We start from the raw sequence: 18,047 nt of genomic DNA, 5'->3' as shown, positions 1-18,047 counted from the left end.
CCCACCGTTATCGCGGAAAAGCCCGCTCCCACAGTGTGGAAGCGGGCTTTCCCGCGATACAGGCGACGCGGTCTTACTGGCCGCTGCGCATCAGCTCTTTAGGCACATATTTGCCAATTTCAAACTTGCCAATCGCCGCCCGATGCACTTCATCCGGGCCGTCGGCCAGGCGCAGGGTGCGCTGCATGGCGTACATATAGGCCAGCGGGAAGTCATTGGAGACCCCGGCACCGCCGTGGATCTGGATCGCCCGATCAATCACCTTCAAGGCCACGTTCGGTGCCACGACCTTGATCTGGGCGATTTCACTTTTCGCCACCTTGTTGCCGACCGTGTCCATCATATAAGCGGCCTTCAAGGTCAGCAGGCGTGCCATGTCGATTTCCATCCGCGAGTCGGCAATCTTGTCGATGTTGCCACCCAGGCGCGCCAGCGGCTTGCCAAAGGCAGTGCGACTGACCGAGCGTTTGCACATCAATTCCAGGGCGCGCTCGGCCATGCCGATGGAGCGCATGCAGTGGTGGATACGCCCGGGGCCAAGGCGACCCTGGGCAATTTCAAAGCCTCGGCCTTCACCCAGCAGGACGTTTTCGTACGGCACCCGCACGTTGTCGAACAGTACCTCGGCATGCCCATGGGGTGCGTCGTCGTAGCCGAACACCGGTAGCGGGCGGACGATTTTCACGCCGGGCGCATCCACCGGTACCAGAATCATCGAGTGCTGCTGGTGGCGCGGCGCATCCGGGTTGCTCAACCCCATGAAGATCAGGATCTTGCAGCGCGGGTCACAGGCGCCGGAGGTCCACCACTTTTTACCGTTGATCACCCATTCGTCACCTTGGCGTTCAGCGCGGGCGGCCATGTTGGTGGCGTCGGAAGAAGCCACATCCGGTTCGGTCATGGCGAACGCCGAGCGGATCTCCCCGCGCAACAGCGGCTCCAGCCAGCGCTGTTTCTGCTCTTCGTTGGCGTAGCGCACCAGCACTTCCATATTGCCGGTGTCGGGCGCCGAGCAGTTGAAGGGCTCCGGACCGAGCAAGGAACGGCCCATGATTTCTGCGAGCGGCGCGTATTCCAGGTTGGTCAGACCAGCGCCCAGCTCGGACTCCGGCAGGAACAGGTTCCACAGCCCTTCAGCCTTGGCGCGGGCCTTGAGCTCTTCCATGATCGCGGTGGGCTGCCAGCGGTCACCTTCGCTGACCTGGCGTTCAAACACCGGCTCGGCGGGGTAAACGTAAGCATCCATAAACGCGGTGACGCGTTCACGCAGTTCCTGAACCTTGGGCGTATAGGCAAAATCCATGAGCAGCTCCCTTCTTTGAGAGGTTGTTTAGGTCATGCAATCGATGCTAGAACAGCGTTGATAATTTACCTAGCCTATTCTCGGCGTGTATTAACATTCATCACCGATATATGATCGGCGCATGAAAACCTAACAAGAAGAGCGCAGCGAAATGAATCTGAGCAAGGTCGACCTCAATCTTTTCATCGTCTTTGACGCGATCTACACCGAAGCCAACCTGACCCGCGCCGGGCAGATCGTCGGCATTACCCAGCCGGCCGTATCCAACGCCCTGGCACGCCTGCGCGAGACCTTCAACGACCCGCTGTTCGTGCGCACTGCCCAAGGCATGGTGCCGACTCCCATGGCCCAGAACATCATTGGCCCGGTGCGCAACGCCTTGTCGCTGTTGCGGGTATCGGTGCAGGAAAGCCGGATCTTCAACCCGTTGCAAGCGGCCAAGACCTACCGCATCAGCATGACCGACCTCACGGAGGCCGTGATCCTGCCCCCCCTGTTCCAGCGCCTGCGCCGCCTGGCGCCCACGGTGATCATCGAAAGCTTTTTGTCCAAGCGTCGGGAAACCACCAAGGAACTGGCCGCCGGGCGCCTGGATTTTGCCGTGGATGCACCGCTCAACACTGACCCGCAAGTGCGTCACGTCAAGCTGATGGAAGACCGCTACGTGTGCGCCATGCGCAAGGGGCATCCGCTGGCGGGCAAGGAAAAATTCAGCCTGGATGACTACCTGGGGCTGACCCATATCCATATTTCCAGCCGCCGCAATGGCCTGGGCCACGTCGACCTGGCACTGGGCAAGATGGGCATCCAGCGCAAGATCGCCCTGCGCTCGCAGCACTACCTGATGGCCTCCCAGGTATTGCAGCAGACCGACATGGTGATGACCGTGCCCGAGCGCTTTGCCAGGCGTAACGAACTGCACTCGTTCAACCTGCCGGTCAATGATGTGCCGCCGGTGGAAACCCACCTGTACTGGCATGAAAGCACCGACCAGGACCCGGCCAACCGCTGGATGCGTGAGCAGATGATCGAGTTGTGCCAGCAGGTCACGGCGCGCGAGAAGAAGTTGGATAACCCCTAGGCGGTGATTTGCTTGACGTTTACGTCAAGCAGCCATTAGCGTAGCGCCAAGACCCTTCTTGAGCGCCACCATGAGCACGACCTACAGCATCTCCGACCTGGCCCGCGAGTTGGACATCACCACCCGGGCCATTCGCTTCTATGAAGAACAAGGCCTCTTGAGCCCCGAACGCCGGGGCCAGGAGCGTATCTATTCGCCACGGGACAAAGTCAGCCTGAAGCTGATTCTGCGCGGCAAGCGCATCGGCTTTTCCCTGGCCGAGTGCCGCGAGTTGATCGAGCTCTACGACCCCACCAGCGGCAATCAAAAACAGCTGCACAGCATGCTGGCGAAAATCAGCGAACGTCGCGAGCAGTTGGAACAACAGTTGCTCGACATCGAACAGATGAAGCTGGAGCTGGACACCGCCGAAGAACGTTGCACCCAGGCCCTGGAACAGACGATCCAGAGCCAGGTCGGCCAACCCCAATAAAAAAGGTAGATCCCATGTCTCTCCCCTCCCATGTGCGCCTGGTCGAAGTCGGCCCGCGCGACGGCCTGCAAAACGAAGCGCAACCGATCAGCGTGGCCGACAAGGTACGTCTGGTCGACGCCCTCAGTGCGGCGGGCCTGGGCTATATCGAAGTCGGCAGTTTTGTCTCGCCTAAATGGGTACCGCAGATGGCCGGATCGGCCGAGGTGTTTGCGCAGATCCAGCGCAAGCCGGGGGTGATCTACGGCGCCCTGGCACCGAACCTGCGCGGGTTCGAGGACGCGCTGGCGGCCGGGGTCAAGGAGGTCGCGGTGTTTGCGGCGGCGTCCGAGGCGTTTTCCCAGCGCAATATCAACTGCTCCATCAGCGAGAGCCTGGAGCGCTTTGCGCCCATCATGGCGGCAGCGCAGCAGCATGGCGTCAGTGTGCGCGGGTATGTGTCCTGCGTGCTGGGCTGCCCGTATGAAGGCCAGGTCGCCCCAGAACAAGTGGCCGCAGTGGCCCGTGAGCTGTATGCCATGGGCTGCTACGAGGTGTCTTTGGGCGACACCATCGGCACCGGCACCGCAGGCGCCACTCGGCGGATGTTCGAGGTGGTGGGCAAGGACGTGCCACGGGCAAAACTCGCCGGGCACTTCCATGATACCTATGGCCAAGCCATCGCCAATGTCTACGCCAGCCTGCTGGAGGGTATCGAGGTGTTCGACAGCTCTATCGCCGGCCTCGGTGGCTGCCCCTATGCCAAGGGCGCCAGCGGCAACGTGGCGACCGAGGACGTGCTGTACCTGCTCAACGGCCTGGGCATCGAGACCGGTATCGACATGGACACGCTGATAGTGGCGGGCCAACAGATCTGTACGGTCCTGGGTCGCCCCACCGGCTCACGCGTGGCCAAGGCCCGCAGTGCCCATTGAGTAGCGCACCCGTGACGATGTGTTACCTCGCGGCTACACATCGGGTAACACGGGAACATATTTTGTCGCATTTCCTGAAGTAAATTTCCCACGAAAAAATCAAACCATTGATTTTAAAGGGTTTTACAAAGTTGGCACGGCTTCTGCTATCTCTATGGCATAACAAGAATAAAAAGCACCAAACCTAATAAAAATAAGACGTAACGACTCTGACATAACAAAAACAACACGGCAGAGACGCAGCTAACAGATTTTTTTGGAGAAGATGTGCTTCGCAGGGTACGGCGCAAGCCGCCACTCGCAACCGGGCAGAGAACAATAAAACTACCTCAAGGTAGCTACCCACTGGTTGGATCGCGTGCGAAGAAGCAGATCAGCGCTCAAAAAAATACGTTTGCTCTTGACCCCGAATGGGGGTCGCCAAAAACAGCGGTAAAGGGCCACGGTTGCCAAAAACAACAATAGACCGCCCCTCAATAATAAAAAAAGAGCACGTAACAACAAATTAAAGGGGAGCTTCGGCTCCCCTTTGTGCTGTCTGGGTGAAAACAATGCCTCCTGACACGCCGCTGTTATTGTGGGAGCTGGCTTGCCTGCGATTGCGGTTTATCAGTTAACAATTGAGTAGCTGACACACCGCTATCGCAGGCAGCCAGCTCCCACAATTTAGATAGAGGTGATCAGGGCTTCAGCGTTCGCAGCTCCTCAACTGTAATCTCGCGCATGCGAAACTTCTGGATCTTGCCCGTCACCGTCATCGGAAACGCTTCGACAAACCGAAAGTGCTTCGGCGTCTTGAAGTGCGCAATGCGCCCCTTGCACCAGGTTTGCAGTTCCAGTTCGTTGGCCACATGTCCCGGGTGGAACTTGATCCAGGCCACGATCTCTTCACCGTAGCGCTCATCGGGAATGCCGATGATCTGCACATCGGCCACCGCCGGGTGGGTGAAGAAGAACTCCTCCAGCTCCCGCGGGTACACATTCTCGCCACCGCGAATGATCATGTCCTTGTTGCGCCCCGCGATGCACACATAGCCCTGCTCATCCATGCTCGCCAGGTCGCCGGTGTGCATCCAGCCGGCGTCGTCGATGGCTTCGCGGGTGCCCTCGGGGTTGTTCCAGTAGCCGAGCATCACGCTGTAGCCACGGGTACACAACTCGCCGATCTGCCCGCGTGGCACGGTGTTGCCGGACTCGTCGATGATCTTGCTTTCCAGTTGTGGCTGGGTGCGCCCGACCGTGGTCACGCGACGCTCCAGGTCGTCATCCGCACCGGTCTGCAGAGACACCGGGCTGGTCTCGGTCATGCCGTAGGCAATCTGTACTTCGCTCATATGCAGGTCGCTGATCACCCGGCGCATCACCTCGATCGGGCAGGTAGAGCCGGCCATGATCCCGGTACGCAGGGTCGACAGGTCGAACTCGCCGCGCTGCGGATGATCGAGCATGGCGATGAACATCGTGGGCACGCCGTACAGGCCAGTGGCGCGTTCTTCGGCCACTGCCGTCAGGGTCAGCAGCGGGTCGAAGCCGTCATTGGGATAGATCATGGTGGTGCCATGGGTGATGCAGCCCAGGTTACCCATGACCATGCCGAAGCAATGATAGAGCGGCACCGGGATCACCAGACGGTCCTGGGCAGTCAGGCCCAGGCTTTCGCCGACCATGTAGCCGTTGTTGAGGATGTTGTGATGGCTGAGGGTGGCACCCTTGGGAAAGCCCGTGGTGCCGGAGGTGTACTGGATGTTGACGGCCTGGTCGAAGTGCAGGCTGGCCTCGCGCTGGTGTAACTGCTGCACGGGGACTCCTGCACCGAGGGTCGACAATTGCGACCAGGGCAGGAACCCCGAGGGCGGTCGCGCATCCAGGCTGATCACCCCGCGCAACTCGGGTAACAGCTCGCAGCGCAATTGGCCGATGCCCTGCTCCGCCAGTTCCGGTACCAGCGCCTGCAGCATCCCGTGGTAGTCGGAGGATTTGAACGAACCGGCACAGATCAACCACTGGCAGCCCGATTGCTTGAGCACGTATTCCAGCTCGCTGCTGCGGTAGGCCGGGTTGATATTGACCAGGATCACCCCGAGCTTGGCGCTGGCCACCTGGCTGATACACCACTGCGCGCAGTTCGGCGCCCAGATGCCGAGGCGATCCCCAGCCTGCAAACCCAGGGCCAGCAGAGCGCGGGCATGCAGGTCCACGGCGTCGGCCAGTTGCCGCCAGGTGTAGCGCAGGTGCTGATGGCGCACCACCAGGGCCTCGCCCTGCGGGTACTGCGCCACTGTGCGGTCAAATTCCTGGCCAATGGTCATGGCCAGCAGGGCCTTGTCCTGTGGGCCACGGCTGTAGCTCTGATTCGGTTGATCCATGACGACCCCTATTGTCTTTTTTGTAGGTGGACGATGCGCCGGTCAGGCGCGAGCTTGACGTTAACGTAAGCTACGATTGACAGTCATGCAACGCAAGTTTACGTTAACGTAAAGGTGATCGCCCAATGGCGTCGCCAGCCCCACAACAATAATGTTTATAGGTGCCCTCCCATGAGTTACCCGACCCTGAACTTCGCCCTCGGTGAAACCATCGACATGCTGCGCGACCAGGTGCAGGCCTTCGTGGCCAAGGAGCTGGCGCCACGGGCGGCGCAGATAGACATCGACAACCTGTTCCCCGTGGATATGTGGCGCAAGTTCGGTGACATGGGCCTGTTGGGCATCACCGTGCCGGAAGAATACGGTGGTGCCGGCCTGGGTTACCTGGCCCACGTGGTGGCCATGGAAGAAATCAGCCGCGGCTCGGCCTCGGTGGCGTTGTCCTACGGCGCGCACTCCAACCTGTGCGTCAACCAGATCAACCGCAACGGCAGCCACGCGCAAAAGCTCAAGTACCTGCCCAAGCTGATCAGCGGCGAGCACATCGGCGCCCTGGCCATGAGCGAGCCGAATGCCGGTTCCGACGTGGTCTCGATGAAGCTGCGCGCCGACAAACGCGGCAGCGTGTATGTGCTCAACGGCAGCAAGACCTGGATCACCAACGGCCCCGATGCCCACACCTACGTGATCTACGCCAAGACCGACCTGGAAAAAGGCGCCCACGGCATTACCGCGTTTATCGTCGAGCGCGACTCGAAAGGCTTCAGCCGCAGCAACAAGTTCGACAAGCTGGGCATGCGCGGCTCCAACACCTGCGAGCTGTTTTTCGATGACGTCGAGGTGCCCGAAGAAAACATCCTCGGCGCGCTCAATGGCGGCGTCAAAGTGCTGATGAGTGGCCTGGACTACGAGCGCGTGGTGCTCTCCGGTGGCCCGACCGGGATCATGCAGGCCTGCATGGACCTGATCGTGCCGTACATCCACGACCGCAAGCAGTTCGGCCAGAGCATCGGCGAGTTCCAACTGATTCAGGGCAAGGTCGCCGACATGTACACCCAGCTCAACGCCAGCCGCGCCTACCTCTATGCGGTGGCCCAGGCCTGCGAGCGTGGCGAAACCACACGCAAGGACGCCGCCGGGGTGATCTTGTACAGCGCCGAACGCGCGACGCAGATGGCCCTCGATGCGATCCAGATTCTCGGCGGCAATGGCTATATCAATGAATTCCCGGCCGGGCGCCTGCTGCGCGATGCCAAGCTGTATGAAATCGGCGCGGGCACCAGTGAGATCCGGCGCATGTTGATTGGCCGCGAACTGTTCAACGAAACCCGCTGAGGGAGTGCACCATGGCCACCCTGCACACCCAACTCAACCCGCGCTCGGCTGAATTCGCCGCCAACAGCGCGGCGATGCTCAAACAAGTCGATGCCCTGCACACCCTGCTTGCCCAGGTCCAGCAAGGCGGCGGCAGCAAGGCCCAGGAGCGCCACACTTCCCGTGGCAAGCTGCTGCCGCGCGAGCGCATCAACCGCCTGCTCGACCCAGGCTCGGCGTTCCTTGAGCTCAGCCAACTGGCGGCGTATCAGGTCTACGGTGAAGACGTACCAGCCGCTGGCGTGATCGCCGGGATCGGGCGGGTCGAAGGCGTCGAGTGCATGATCGTCGCCAACGACGCCACGGTAAAAGGTGGCTCCTATTACCCGCTGACCGTGAAAAAACACCTGCGCGCGCAAACCATCGCCGAACAGAATCGCCTGCCGTGCATCTACCTGGTGGATTCCGGCGGCGCCAACCTGCCGCGCCAGGACGAAGTGTTTCCCGACCGCGAGCACTTTGGGCGGATTTTCTTCAACCAGGCCAACATGAGCGCCCAGGGCATTCCGCAGATTGCCGTGGTCATGGGCTCCTGCACCGCCGGTGGGGCCTATGTGCCGGCGATGGCGGACGAAGCGATCATGGTGCGCCAACAGGCGACCATCTTCCTCGCCGGGCCGCCGCTGGTGAAGGCCGCCACGGGCGAAGTGGTCAGCGCCGAAGACCTTGGCGGTGCCGATGTGCACTGCAAGATCTCCGGGGTAGCCGACCATTACGCCGACAGCGACGAACACGCCCTGGCCCTGGCCCGCCGCAGCATCGCCAACCTCAACTGGCGCAAACAGGGGCAGTTGCAACAGCGCACACCGGTCGCGCCGCTGTATGCCAGCGATGAGTTGTACGGCGTGATCCCGGCCGATGCCAAGCAGCCGTTCGATGTGCGCGAAGTGATTGCGCGGCTGGTGGACGGTTCGGTATTCGATGAATTCAAGGCGCTGTTCGGCACCACGCTGGTCTGCGGTTTTGCCCATTTGCATGGCTATCCCATCGCGATCCTCGCCAACAACGGGATCCTCTTCGCTGAAGCGGCGCAAAAAGGCGCGCACTTTATCGAACTGGCCTGCCAGCGCGGGATTCCCCTGCTGTTCTTGCAGAACATCACCGGCTTCATGGTCGGCCAGAAGTATGAGGCCGGCGGCATCGCCAAGCACGGCGCCAAGCTGGTCACGGCGGTGGCCTGCGCCAAGGTGCCGAAATTCACGGTGATCATCGGCGGCAGCTTTGGTGCCGGTAACTATGGGATGTGCGGGCGCGCCTACGACCCGCGCTTTTTGTGGATGTGGCCCAACGCCCGCATTGGCGTGATGGGCGCCGAACAGGCCGCCGGTGTGCTGGTGCAAGTCAAGCGCGAACAAGCCGAACGCAGTGGCCAGGGGTTCAGCGCCGAGGAAGAGGCGCAGATCAAGCAACCGATCCTCGACCAGTATGAAACCCAGGGCCACCCCTATTACTCCAGCGCCCGCCTGTGGGATGACGGCGTCATCGACCCCTTGCAGACCCGTGACGTGCTGGCCCTGGCCTTGTCCGCCGCGCTGAATGCCCCCATCGAGCCGAGCCGCTTCGGCGTGTTCCGCATGTAATTGGAGCTGCACCCATGAGCGATTTCAACACCGTGGAACTGGTGAACGACCCCCGTGGCTTTGCCACGCTGTGGTTGAGCCGGGAACAGAAGAACAACGCCTTCAACGCCGAAATGATCCGTGAGCTGATCATTGCCCTGGACCAGGTCCAGGCCGATGCCGCGCTACGTTTTTTGCTGGTACGCGGGCGCGGCAAGCATTTCAGCGCCGGCGCGGACCTGGCCTGGATGCAACAGTCGGCTGAGCTGGACTACCACACCAACCTCGACGACGCCCGCGAGCTGGCGGAGTTGATGTACAACCTGGCCAAACTGAAGATCCCGATACTGGCGGTGGTCCAGGGCGCGGCCTATGGCGGCGCCCTGGGCCTGATCAGTTGCTGCGACATGGCCATTGGCGCCGATGACGCGCAGTTCTGCCTGTCAGAAGTGCGCATCGGCCTCGCCCCGGCGGTGATCAGCCCATTTGTGGTGCAGGCGATTGGCGAGCGCGCGGCACGGCGCTATGCCTTGACCGCAGAGCGCTTCGACGGCCACCAGGCCCAGGCCATCGGGCTCCTGGCGCAAAGCTACCCCCTCGCCGAGCTGAATCAACAGGTCGAGCAATGGACCGCCAACCTGCTGCTCAACAGCCCGGCGGCCATGCGTGCCAGCAAAGACTTGCTGCGCGAAGTCGGCAACGGCGCGCTCACTCCAGCGTTGCGCCGTTACTGCGAAAACGCCATCTCGCGCATCCGCGTCAGCGCCGAGGGCCAGGAAGGCTTGCGCGCGTTTTTGCAAAAACGTGCACCCAGTTGGCAGTCCCAGGAGCCTCGTTCATGAGTTCACCGTTGATTACCTGCGTGCTGGTGGCCAACCGTGGCGAAATCGCCTGCCGCGTCATGCGCACGGCCAAGGCACTGGGGATGACCACCGTCGCCGTGCACAGCGCCACTGACCGCGATGCGCGCCATAGCCGCGAAGCCGATATCCGCGTGGACCTGGGCGGCAGCAAGGCTGCCGACAGCTACCTGCAGATCGACAAGTTGATCGCCGCCGCCAAGGCCAGCGGCGCCCAGGCGATTCATCCGGGGTATGGCTTTCTTTCCGAAAACCCGGGCTTTGCGCGGGCAATTGCTGACGCCGGGCTGATTTTTCTCGGCCCGCCCGCCTCGGCCATTGATGCCATGGGCAGCAAATCCGCCGCCAAGGCCTTGATGGAAACCGCTGGCGTGCCGCTGGTGCCGGGTTATCACGGTGCCGCCCAGGACCTGGAAACCTTCCGCCAGGCCGCCGCGCGCATTGGCTACCCGGTGTTGCTCAAGGCCACCGCTGGCGGTGGCGGCAAGGGCATGAAAGTGGTCGAGGACGAAAGCCAATTGGCCGAAGCCCTGGCCTCGGCCCAGCGTGAAGCGCAGTCGTCGTTTGGCAACGCGCAGATGCTGGTGGAGAAATACCTGATCCAGCCACGCCACGTGGAGATCCAGGTATTTGCCGACCAACACGGTCATTGCCTGTACCTCAATGAACGCGACTGCTCGATCCAGCGTCGGCACCAGAAAGTCGTCGAAGAAGCGCCGGCGCCCGGTCTCAGCCCTGCCCTGCGCCAGGCCATGGGTGAAGCCGCAGTGCGTGCGGCCCAGGCGATTGGCTATGTCGGTGCCGGCACGGTGGAGTTCCTGCTGGATGCGCGTGGTGAGTTCTTTTTCATGGAGATGAACACCCGCTTGCAGGTAGAACACCCGGTGACGGAGGCCATTACCGGCCTGGATCTGGTGGCCTGGCAGATTCGCGTGGCTCAGGGCGAACCGCTGCCGATGACCCAGGATCAGGTGCCGTTGCGCGGTCACGCCATCGAAGTGCGGCTGTATGCCGAAGATCCTGCCAATGATTTCTTGCCGGCCACCGGGCGCCTGGCGCTGTACCGCGAGTCGGCGCCAGGCCCGGGACGCCGGGTGGACAGCGGCGTCGAGCAAGGTGACGACGTCTCCCCGTTCTACGACCCGATGCTCGGCAAGCTGATTGCCTGGGGCGAGGATCGCGAACAGGCGCGCCTGCGCCTGCTGAGCATGCTGGATGAGTTTGCGGTCGGTGGTTTGAAGACTAACCTGGGCTTTTTGCGACGCATCATCGGCCACCCTGCGTTCGCTGCGGCGCAGTTGGATACCGGGTTTATCCCGCGGTATCAGGAGCAACTGCTGCCTGGCGCCAGTGAGTTGAGCGATGAGTTCTGGCAGGCGGCTGGCCAGGGTTTCATGCAGAGCCAGCCAGCCCGGCTGCGCGAAGATGACCTCGCCTCGCCGTGGGCTGCGGCACTGGGCTTTCGCGCGGGCCTGCCCGCCGAGACGTCACTGCATTTGAGCTGCGACGGCCAGGACCGCCTGGTGACCCTGCAAACCAGCGCCGCGCCACAACTGCGTAACGAGCACCTGCTGATCGAGGATGCCGGCCTACGCCGTTCGCACCTGGCTGTGCGCCATGGGCAGACGCTGTTCCTCCGCTGGCAAGGTGAAATGCGCAGTGTGACGCTGTTTGATCCGATCGCCGCCGTCGATGCCGGGCAGGCGCATCAGGGCGGCCTCACTGCGCCGATGAACGGCAGCATCGTGCGGGTGCTGGTGGACGTCGGGCAGACGGTCGAGGCTGGCACGCAACTGGTGGTGCTCGAGGCGATGAAGATGGAGCACAGCATTCGCGCGCCCCATGCCGGTGTGATCAAGGCGCTGTATTGCCAGGAAGGCGAAATGGTCGGCGAAGGCAGCGCCTTGGTGGAGCTGGAGGCCTTGGCCTAGAACTTCACCGTGGCCTGTACCACCACGCCGATGATCTGGCAGGCATCGGTCAGCAGCGCCTTTGGATAGGTCGGGTTGAGCGGCACCAGGTAACGCTGGCCGCTTTCCTCGATCAGTTTGCGAAAGGTCGCCTGGCCGCTGCCGGCCCATTGGGCCACCACCAACTTGCCGGGCTCGGCGTCGAGGGCCGGGTCCACCAGGATCATCATCCCATCGGCGATACTCGGCCCGCTGGGTGCGGTCATTGCATCGCCGTAGACCTGGAGCCAGAACGCTTCGCCGTCGGCATCGTAGTCGCTCGCCTGAAAACGCGCCGGGCCATAGGCTGGCCGCTGTTCGTGCACCTGGATGGGCTGTTTCCAGTCTTTCACGGGATAGCGAAAATACGGGTTGTATTGAACGGTCGACGCGGCTTCGTCGTCTGCCGGGGCGTCGCCCTTCTCGCGGATCACCAGCGCCGCTTCCAGATAACCCAGGCCCAGTTCTTCGAGCACCCGGTTCATGTCGGCGAGGCTGGGGACACGGCGCTTGCCCAGCCAGTGGCCGATGCCGCCCTGGGACATGCCCAGCCGCGTGGCCAACTGGTCTTGCGTGACCTTGCGGTCTTTCATGTTGGCTTTGACCAACGCTATCCATTTATCCATGGGGGCAGACGATACCGGGTGTATTCAGCGCGACAATAAACAGTTTGTAGTAATCAATCAAATGACATAAATACAGATCGTATTATTATCAGCTCCACCTGTTCACCTTCCCACCCAGAGCACCAACCTCATGACCACACCCCCGGATCACCTGCCTGGTACACCTGATGATGAAGTAAAGCTCTTGCAGGGCAGCGACGCTGCCCGGCGCGCGTTGGACTACTACTTGAAAGAAGATCCAGGCCTGGCATCGGACGATGTGGCATGGTTCGAGGCAAACCCCGCTGTCAGCAGTGAAGAAGCCCTGATCCACGCGTCGGACCTGCTGCGCAGCGCTGCCGCCATCGCCTATGAACTGGCCGACAACAAGCTGGGAGGCACCCGGGACCTGGCGTTTTCGGTGGTGTACCTGATTGATATGGCCAAGGCCATGCTGGAGCGTCCACTGCAACTGGCAGGCGGGAAAACCCCATAGCCAGGTAGACATGCAGGAACAAAAGAAAAAATATTTCTATCTGGTTGATAAAAACATTTGACTTGCAAATGATAATGATTATTATTGCAAGCAGCTGGTCGCGAGATCAGTCGATAGACCAAGAGACCTTAGGTCGGACTCTTGGAATATCTCCTCATCAGGCTAATCACGGTTTTTGACCCGGCTCTTTGGCCGGGTCTTTTTTTTGCCAGTTATTCTGGCGTGGCTTCAGGCTAATGAAGACTGTGTGTTGCTTGATGGCGCGCATGGTAGCAAAAGACTATCGCGGAAAGAAAGTCGATAAAACGCTCTGGCCCGGATCTTTCCAAATTAGCACTTGAGAATCAATCTCACAGACTCTAAGCTGCGGCTGCGTCATGGACGACGCCCCCTCCTTTTTCGCAAAAATTTGCGTCCAGACTTTACCCCGCGCCTGTGTAAACTGCCCGCCACACCCCTCATATTCAGGCAACCAGACTATGACCGTGGCCTTGACCTCCATTAAGATCAGCACCGATTTCGACAGCGGCAATATCCAGGTGCTCGACACCAGCGATGCCCATCAATTGTTGCTCGCAATCAAACCCGATACCCGCAGCCAGCACTTCCAATGGTTCCACTTCAAGGCCGAAGGGATGCACATTGGCCATACCCATACCTTCCGCCTGAGCAACGCCGGCCAGTCCTCCTACAAACAGGCCTGGAGCGGCTACAACGCCGTGGCGTCATACGACCACATCAACTGGTTCCGAGTGCCAACGCGCTTTGACGGCGAAACCTTGCACATCGAACTCCAGACCGAGCAAAAACACGCCTGGTTCGCCTACTTCGAACCTTATAGCCGCGAGCGTCACGCCTGGTTGATCGACCGGGCACTGAACCGCGCCGGTGCGCAATTGCTGGCCACCGGCAAGAGCGTCGAAGGCCGTGATATCCCGCTCCTGCGCCGTGGCAAGGGTGGCGCAGGGCAGCGCAAAGTCTGGATCATCGCCCAGCAACACCCGGGCGAGCATATGGCCGAGTGGTTTATGGAAGGCATCATCGAGCGCCTGCAACAGCACGGTGACGACGAGCTGAACAGACTCCTGGCCGCTGCCGACCTCTACCTGGTGCCGAACATGAACCCGGATGGCGCGTTTCACGGTCATCTGCGCACCAACGCCATGGGCCAGGACCTCAACCGCGCCTGGCAAAGTGCAAGCCAGGAACAAAGCCCGGAAGTGCTGTTCGTCCAGCAGCAAATGGGGCAATACGGCGTCGACCTGTTCCTGGATATCCACGGTGACGAGGAAATCCCCTACGTGTTCACCGCCGGTTGTGAAGGCAACCCCGGTTACACACCACGTATCGAAGGCCTGGAAAAACACTTCCGCAGCCACTTGAGCGCCCTGACCCGCGACTTCCAGACCACCCATGGCTACACGCGTGACTTGCCGGGCCAGGCCAATATGACCCTGGCATGCAACAGCGTGGGCGAGAAATTCGATTGCCTGTCCCTGACCCTGGAAATGCCGTTCAAGGACAACGACGATGCACCCGACCCGCATACCGGCTGGTCCGGCAAACGCTCGCTGCAACTGGGCAAGGACGTGCTGAGCACCGTGGCGGATATGGTCGGCGTGCTGCGCTGATCCTGCTCACCCCGGGGGGCAGGTTCAGCCCCCGGATTGCGCCGCCACCCGCAGGCAATCCTGCGGCCCGAGCACCCGGCCATCCGCTGCACGCACCGCCAAGGCCTGCAGCGGCTGCCCGTGCTCACGGTCCAACATCACCGAACGAGCCTCGCCCTCGTCGTAGAGAAACCCCTCGCCCCATTGCCGCAGCCCAATGATCACGGCGAACAGTCCCCTGCCCTTTTGCGTCAACACATACTCCTGATAAGCGCTGCCATCCGAAGCCGGGACAATCTCGAAAATCCCGTGGGCCACCAGATTGCGCAGGCGCGTCGACAGAATGTTCTTGGCCATCCCCAGGCTGCGCTGGAACTCGCCGAAGCGACGGATGCCATCGAATGCATCCCGAATGATCAAGAGCGCCCAACCATCACCAATGGCCTCCAGTGAGCGTGCCACCGGGCATTCGGCACTTTCAAAGCGAGTGAGTTTGACCATGCGCAACGCCTGCCTGATGAAAAATGTAGTTGCAATATAAAACCAGTCTATCTACCGTACAACAGGTTTCATTTTAAAACCACAAAGGAATCCAGCATGCCAACCTCCCCCTTGAGCGGCGCCGTGGTGCTGCTGTTCGCCATTGCCTGTGGTTTGTCGGTGGCCAATGTCTATTACGCCCAACCCCTGCTTGATGCCATGGCCACTACGTTCGCCATGGACCCCGCCACCATCGGCATGGTGATCAGCCTGACTCAGGTCGGTTATGGCATGGGGCTGTTGCTGCTGGTGCCGTTGGGCGACCTGCTCAATCGCCGGCACTTGATCGTCGGCCAGTTGCTGTTGTCCACCGCCGCGGTTTTGCTGCTCGGCCTGTCCAGCAGCAGCCTGTGGTTTCTGGCGGGCCTGCTGCTGACCGGCTTGCTCGCGGTGGTGGCACAAGTATTGGTGGCCTACGCCGCAAACCTGGCGCGGCCCGAGCAACGGGGCCATGTGGTGGGCCTGGTGACCAGCGGCATCGTGGTCGGCCTGCTGCTGGCACGCACGGTGTCCGGGGTCATGGCGGACCTGGCCGGCTGGCGTTCGGTGTACCTGTTGTCGGCTGGCCTGACGCTGCTGATGGCACTGTTGCTCTGGCGCGTCTTGCCGGCCACCGAGCAGCCCCGGGCGCCAGGTTCATATCGACAACTGCTCGGCTCGGTGTTCAGCCTGTTGCGTGAAGAAAAAGTGCTGCGCGACCGCGCGGTCCTGGCGTTTCTGATTTTTGCCGCTGGCACCGTGCTCTGGACCCCACTGGTACTGCCCTTGAGCGCCCCGCCATTGTCGCTGTCGCACACCCAGATCGGCCTGTTCGGCCTCGCCGGGGCTGCTGGCGCGCTGGGCGCGGCTCATGCCGGACGCCTGGCCGACCGGGGCCTGGCCCAGTGGACCAGCGGCGCAGCCCTGGGGCTGATGCTGCTGTCGTGGCTGGCCATCGCCTTCACCCAGTCCTCGCTGTGGGCGCTGCTGCTCGGGGTGATTACCTTCGACCTCGGCCTGCAAGCCGTGCATGTCACCAGCCAAAGCCTGATTTACAGCGTGCGCCCCGCAGCCCAGAGCAGGCTGGTGGCCGGCTACATGCTGTTCTATTCGGCAGGCAGCGCACTGGGCTCGGTAGCGGCAACGATGATGTACGCCTGGGCCGGTTGGCTCGGCGTGTGTGGCCTGGGCGCCGCCATCAACCTGCTGGCCCTGGTTTACTGGCGGGCGACCCTTGCACCTCAGTCCTTGCCGAGCATGCTTTGCAGCACGCCATCGCGACGAACCCAGCCATGGAACAACGCCGCCGCCAAATGCAGCAACACCGTCAGAAACAGCAAGTAGGCGAGGTAACCGTGGGCCTTGCGCAGCACCGCAAACAACTGCGCATTGGCCGGCACCCACCCGGGCAACTGCAAGGCACTGGACAGCATCACCGGATCACCGGCCGCCGAAATCATCGCCCACCCCAGCAACGGCAGGATCAGCATCAAGCCATACAGCAGCACATGCGAAGCCTTGGCCGCCAGCACCTGCCACGCCGGCAAGTCGACAGGCAACGGCGGCTGACGGGTAGAAAAGCGCACCACCAGCCGCACGATCACCAACAGCAGAATCGCAATACCCAGCGGCTTGTGCAGGTGCAACAACCATTCATGGCGCTCGGAAACCGACGCCACCATGCCGGCCCCGATAAACAGCATGGCGATCACCATCAGCGCCATCAGCCAGTGCAGCAGGCGCGCCAGCGGCGCAAAAAAACGCGGTTGGGCAGTCATGGCCGGGACTCCTGAGGGGCGCTGTGCAACTGGCTGACTTCGCCGGTGCGACGCAAATATGAACTGGCATAGGCGGCAGAACGTGCAGCCAGCAGCGGGTCATTGGAGGCTTCGATACCACTGGGCAGGATCAAGGGGTCAAAGTTGATATCACGGCAATCGCCGTCCAGTTGTGGCTGGCTGCTTTCAAGTACCAAGGTGCCGGCGTTCAGCACCGTGTGCGCGCCGGCCCAGGCCTTGCTGGCGTCATCCACCGGGTCCGGGGGGTTGGCCAGGGTGATCTGCAATTGCCAGCGCAGCGGCCCGGCCTTCAAGCGTTGGATCAAATCTGCCTGCAGGGAATCCGCCCCTTCAGGCGTGATGGCGCCGCTGGCATCCTGGCTCAGCGGGACCACGCCCCAGCGCACGGCCTGGCGTTGCCCGGTGGCATTGATCAGGTAAAAAGCGTTAATCGCGTTATAGGTCTCGGTGGCATAGCTGGCAGAGGGCTTGGCGGTCTTGACCCACGCCAGAAACGGCGCGGCCTCGGGATGGCTGGCAAAAAACGCCGGCATACTGGCCGGGTTCGGCTTGCCGGTCGCAGGGTCTGGGGCACCGGCCTTGAGCATCTGGTAGAACGCCTCGGGCGTGCCCACCGGGAACACCGGCATGCTGTTCATCCCGGTGCGCCATTGCTGGCCGTTGGCCTGATTGAACTGCACGGCCAGGCTGCGGATCGGCACGCTATTGTCCGGGGCATAAGGGTTGCCGCTGGGCAGGGCGAAACGCCCGATCACCTGGGTGCGGGCCTCACTGAATACCTGTGCGCTGGAATAGGCGCGAGCCGCAGGGCTGCTCTCGAAATAGCCGGCTACGCACACACCTTTAGCGTGATTGCGTCGGTAGCCTTGGTGTACGCCATTGTTGGTTTCCAGGGCATTGACCAACGTCTTGGGGCGCAAACGCTGTGGGTCAAGTGTGCCGTTGACGTAGGCAAAAGCCCCCGCCACGACACCAACAACCACGCCAATAGCCGCCAGGCGCAAAATCAGACTGGCACGCCCCAACGGCGGGCGTGGTGGAGATGGGTGATCTGGCATGAAGTGCTCCGAGGCCTGCGGCCACAGGGGATAGGTGCAATAGGACGCCGCTCGCGCGGGCTTATTCCCCCAGGGCCGTAGG

General features: G+C 61.7%; 16 protein-coding genes. 10 read left to right on the top strand and 6 right to left on the bottom strand.

What is annotated here, in order from left to right:
* Positions 1–73: 73 nt before the first annotated feature.
* Positions 74–1,303 (bottom strand): acyl-CoA dehydrogenase, encoded by a 1,230-nt coding sequence (locus KL786_RS15290; RefSeq protein ID WP_215518151.1) that lies wholly within the window; start codon positions 1,301–1,303, stop codon positions 74–76.
* 151 nt (positions 1,304–1,454) lie between these two features.
* Here KL786_RS15290 and KL786_RS15285 point away from each other — a divergent pair, with 151 nt between their 5' ends.
* The 3 genes from KL786_RS15285 (at position 1,455) to KL786_RS15275 (ending at position 3,770) form a co-directional block, all read left to right on the top strand.
* A complete protein-coding gene (locus tag KL786_RS15285) occupies positions 1,455–2,384 on the top strand; it encodes a LysR family transcriptional regulator (protein WP_215518150.1) in 930 nt (309 codons plus the stop codon).
* Positions 2,385–2,454: 70 nt separating this feature from the next.
* Positions 2,455–2,856, top strand: a complete 402-nt coding sequence (locus KL786_RS15280; protein ID WP_029298346.1) for a MerR family transcriptional regulator — start codon at positions 2,455–2,457, stop codon at positions 2,854–2,856.
* Positions 2,857–2,870: 14 nt separating this feature from the next.
* Entirely contained in the window at positions 2,871–3,770 is a 900-nt protein-coding gene (locus KL786_RS15275; protein WP_065943668.1) for a hydroxymethylglutaryl-CoA lyase, read from the top strand.
* Positions 3,771–4,450: 680 nt separating this feature from the next.
* Here KL786_RS15275 and KL786_RS15270 read toward each other — a convergent pair.
* The gene (locus KL786_RS15270) at positions 4,451–6,136 is read right to left on the bottom strand and encodes an AMP-binding protein (protein ID WP_215518149.1); all 1,686 of its coding nucleotides are present in this window, start codon (positions 6,134–6,136) and stop codon (positions 4,451–4,453) included.
* Positions 6,137–6,307: 171 nt separating this feature from the next.
* On the opposite strand from KL786_RS15270, the gene KL786_RS15265 reads away from it, so the two are divergent.
* The 4 genes from KL786_RS15265 to KL786_RS15250 are packed head-to-tail and all read left to right on the top strand — an operon-like array spanning position 6,308 to position 11,860.
* Positions 6,308–7,471, top strand: a complete 1,164-nt coding sequence (locus KL786_RS15265) for an isovaleryl-CoA dehydrogenase (protein ID WP_032860252.1) — start codon at positions 6,308–6,310, stop codon at positions 7,469–7,471.
* 11 nt (positions 7,472–7,482) lie between these two features.
* On the top strand, positions 7,483–9,090 hold the full coding sequence (locus KL786_RS15260; RefSeq protein WP_215518148.1) for a carboxyl transferase domain-containing protein: 1,608 nt from the start codon (positions 7,483–7,485) through the stop codon (positions 9,088–9,090).
* Between the two features lie 14 nt (positions 9,091–9,104).
* The gene (locus KL786_RS15255; RefSeq protein WP_215518147.1) at positions 9,105–9,911 is read left to right on the top strand and encodes a gamma-carboxygeranoyl-CoA hydratase; all 807 of its coding nucleotides are present in this window, start codon (positions 9,105–9,107) and stop codon (positions 9,909–9,911) included.
* A complete protein-coding gene (locus tag KL786_RS15250) occupies positions 9,908–11,860 on the top strand; it encodes an acetyl/propionyl/methylcrotonyl-CoA carboxylase subunit alpha (protein ID WP_215518146.1) in 1,953 nt (650 codons plus the stop codon). The genes KL786_RS15255 and KL786_RS15250 overlap by 4 nt, the downstream gene beginning before the upstream one ends.
* Here KL786_RS15250 and KL786_RS15245 read toward each other — a convergent pair.
* On the bottom strand, positions 11,857–12,504 hold the full coding sequence (locus KL786_RS15245; protein ID WP_215518145.1) for a LexA family protein: 648 nt from the start codon (positions 12,502–12,504) through the stop codon (positions 11,857–11,859). The genes KL786_RS15250 and KL786_RS15245 overlap by 4 nt on opposite strands.
* A gap of 130 nt (positions 12,505–12,634) precedes the next feature.
* Between KL786_RS15245 and KL786_RS15240 the strand changes: the two genes are divergently transcribed.
* Both KL786_RS15240 and KL786_RS15235 read left to right on the top strand, forming a co-directional pair.
* Complete coding sequence (locus KL786_RS15240) at positions 12,635–12,979, top strand: DUF6124 family protein (protein WP_215518144.1); 345 nt, start codon at positions 12,635–12,637, stop codon at positions 12,977–12,979.
* A gap of 479 nt (positions 12,980–13,458) precedes the next feature.
* Positions 13,459–14,610, top strand: a complete 1,152-nt coding sequence (locus KL786_RS15235) for a M14 family metallopeptidase (RefSeq protein ID WP_215518143.1) — start codon at positions 13,459–13,461, stop codon at positions 14,608–14,610.
* 24 nt (positions 14,611–14,634) lie between these two features.
* On the opposite strand, the gene KL786_RS15230 is transcribed toward KL786_RS15235, so the two are convergent.
* Complete coding sequence (locus KL786_RS15230) at positions 14,635–15,090, bottom strand: winged helix-turn-helix transcriptional regulator (protein ID WP_215518142.1); 456 nt, start codon at positions 15,088–15,090, stop codon at positions 14,635–14,637.
* A 96-nt stretch (positions 15,091–15,186) separates the two neighbouring features.
* Between KL786_RS15230 and KL786_RS15225 the strand changes: the two genes are divergently transcribed.
* Complete coding sequence (locus tag KL786_RS15225; RefSeq protein WP_215518141.1) at positions 15,187–16,452, top strand: MFS transporter; 1,266 nt, start codon at positions 15,187–15,189, stop codon at positions 16,450–16,452.
* On the opposite strand, the gene KL786_RS15220 is transcribed toward KL786_RS15225, so the two are convergent.
* Together KL786_RS15220 and KL786_RS15215 are read right to left on the bottom strand one after the other, a co-directional pair.
* Positions 16,350–16,886: a cytochrome b gene (locus KL786_RS15220; protein ID WP_215518140.1), complete on the bottom strand. Its 537-nt coding sequence runs from the start codon at positions 16,884–16,886 to the stop codon at positions 16,350–16,352. The two genes, KL786_RS15225 and KL786_RS15220, sit on opposite strands and share 103 nt — an antisense overlap.
* A complete protein-coding gene (locus tag KL786_RS15215) occupies positions 16,883–17,965 on the bottom strand; it encodes a catalase family peroxidase (protein WP_215518139.1) in 1,083 nt (360 codons plus the stop codon). The genes KL786_RS15220 and KL786_RS15215 overlap by 4 nt, the downstream gene beginning before the upstream one ends.
* Positions 17,966–18,047 lie beyond the last annotated feature (82 nt).

This window comes from Pseudomonas sp. TAE6080 (assembly GCF_018732265.1).
Lineage (GTDB): Bacteria > Pseudomonadota > Gammaproteobacteria > Pseudomonadales > Pseudomonadaceae > Aquipseudomonas > Aquipseudomonas brenneri.
The sequence above is the reverse complement of the archived record's forward strand: the minus strand, read 5'-3'. Positions and strand labels throughout refer to the sequence as shown.

What these genes read in the sequence shown, in the direction of transcription:
- KL786_RS15290 (WP_215518151.1), bottom strand. Translation starts at nt 1,303, where the DNA reads ATGGATTTTGCCTATACGCCCAAGGTTCAGGAACTGCGTGAACGCGTC.
- KL786_RS15285 (WP_215518150.1), top strand. Translation starts at nt 1,455, where the DNA reads ATGAATCTGAGCAAGGTCGACCTCAATCTTTTCATCGTCTTTGACGCG.
- KL786_RS15280 (WP_029298346.1), top strand. Translation starts at nt 2,455, where the DNA reads ATGAGCACGACCTACAGCATCTCCGACCTGGCCCGCGAGTTGGACATC.
- KL786_RS15275 (WP_065943668.1), top strand. Translation starts at nt 2,871, where the DNA reads ATGTCTCTCCCCTCCCATGTGCGCCTGGTCGAAGTCGGCCCGCGCGAC.
- KL786_RS15270 (WP_215518149.1), bottom strand. Translation starts at nt 6,136, where the DNA reads ATGGATCAACCGAATCAGAGCTACAGCCGTGGCCCACAGGACAAGGCC.
- KL786_RS15265 (WP_032860252.1), top strand. Translation starts at nt 6,308, where the DNA reads ATGAGTTACCCGACCCTGAACTTCGCCCTCGGTGAAACCATCGACATG.
- KL786_RS15260 (WP_215518148.1), top strand. Translation starts at nt 7,483, where the DNA reads ATGGCCACCCTGCACACCCAACTCAACCCGCGCTCGGCTGAATTCGCC.
- KL786_RS15255 (WP_215518147.1), top strand. Translation starts at nt 9,105, where the DNA reads ATGAGCGATTTCAACACCGTGGAACTGGTGAACGACCCCCGTGGCTTT.
- KL786_RS15250 (WP_215518146.1), top strand. Translation starts at nt 9,908, where the DNA reads ATGAGTTCACCGTTGATTACCTGCGTGCTGGTGGCCAACCGTGGCGAA.
- KL786_RS15245 (WP_215518145.1), bottom strand. Translation starts at nt 12,504, where the DNA reads ATGGATAAATGGATAGCGTTGGTCAAAGCCAACATGAAAGACCGCAAG.
- KL786_RS15240 (WP_215518144.1), top strand. Translation starts at nt 12,635, where the DNA reads ATGACCACACCCCCGGATCACCTGCCTGGTACACCTGATGATGAAGTA.
- KL786_RS15235 (WP_215518143.1), top strand. Translation starts at nt 13,459, where the DNA reads ATGACCGTGGCCTTGACCTCCATTAAGATCAGCACCGATTTCGACAGC.
- KL786_RS15230 (WP_215518142.1), bottom strand. Translation starts at nt 15,090, where the DNA reads ATGGTCAAACTCACTCGCTTTGAAAGTGCCGAATGCCCGGTGGCACGC.
- KL786_RS15225 (WP_215518141.1), top strand. Translation starts at nt 15,187, where the DNA reads ATGCCAACCTCCCCCTTGAGCGGCGCCGTGGTGCTGCTGTTCGCCATT.
- KL786_RS15220 (WP_215518140.1), bottom strand. Translation starts at nt 16,886, where the DNA reads ATGACTGCCCAACCGCGTTTTTTTGCGCCGCTGGCGCGCCTGCTGCAC.
- KL786_RS15215 (WP_215518139.1), bottom strand. Translation starts at nt 17,965, where the DNA reads ATGCCAGATCACCCATCTCCACCACGCCCGCCGTTGGGGCGTGCCAGT.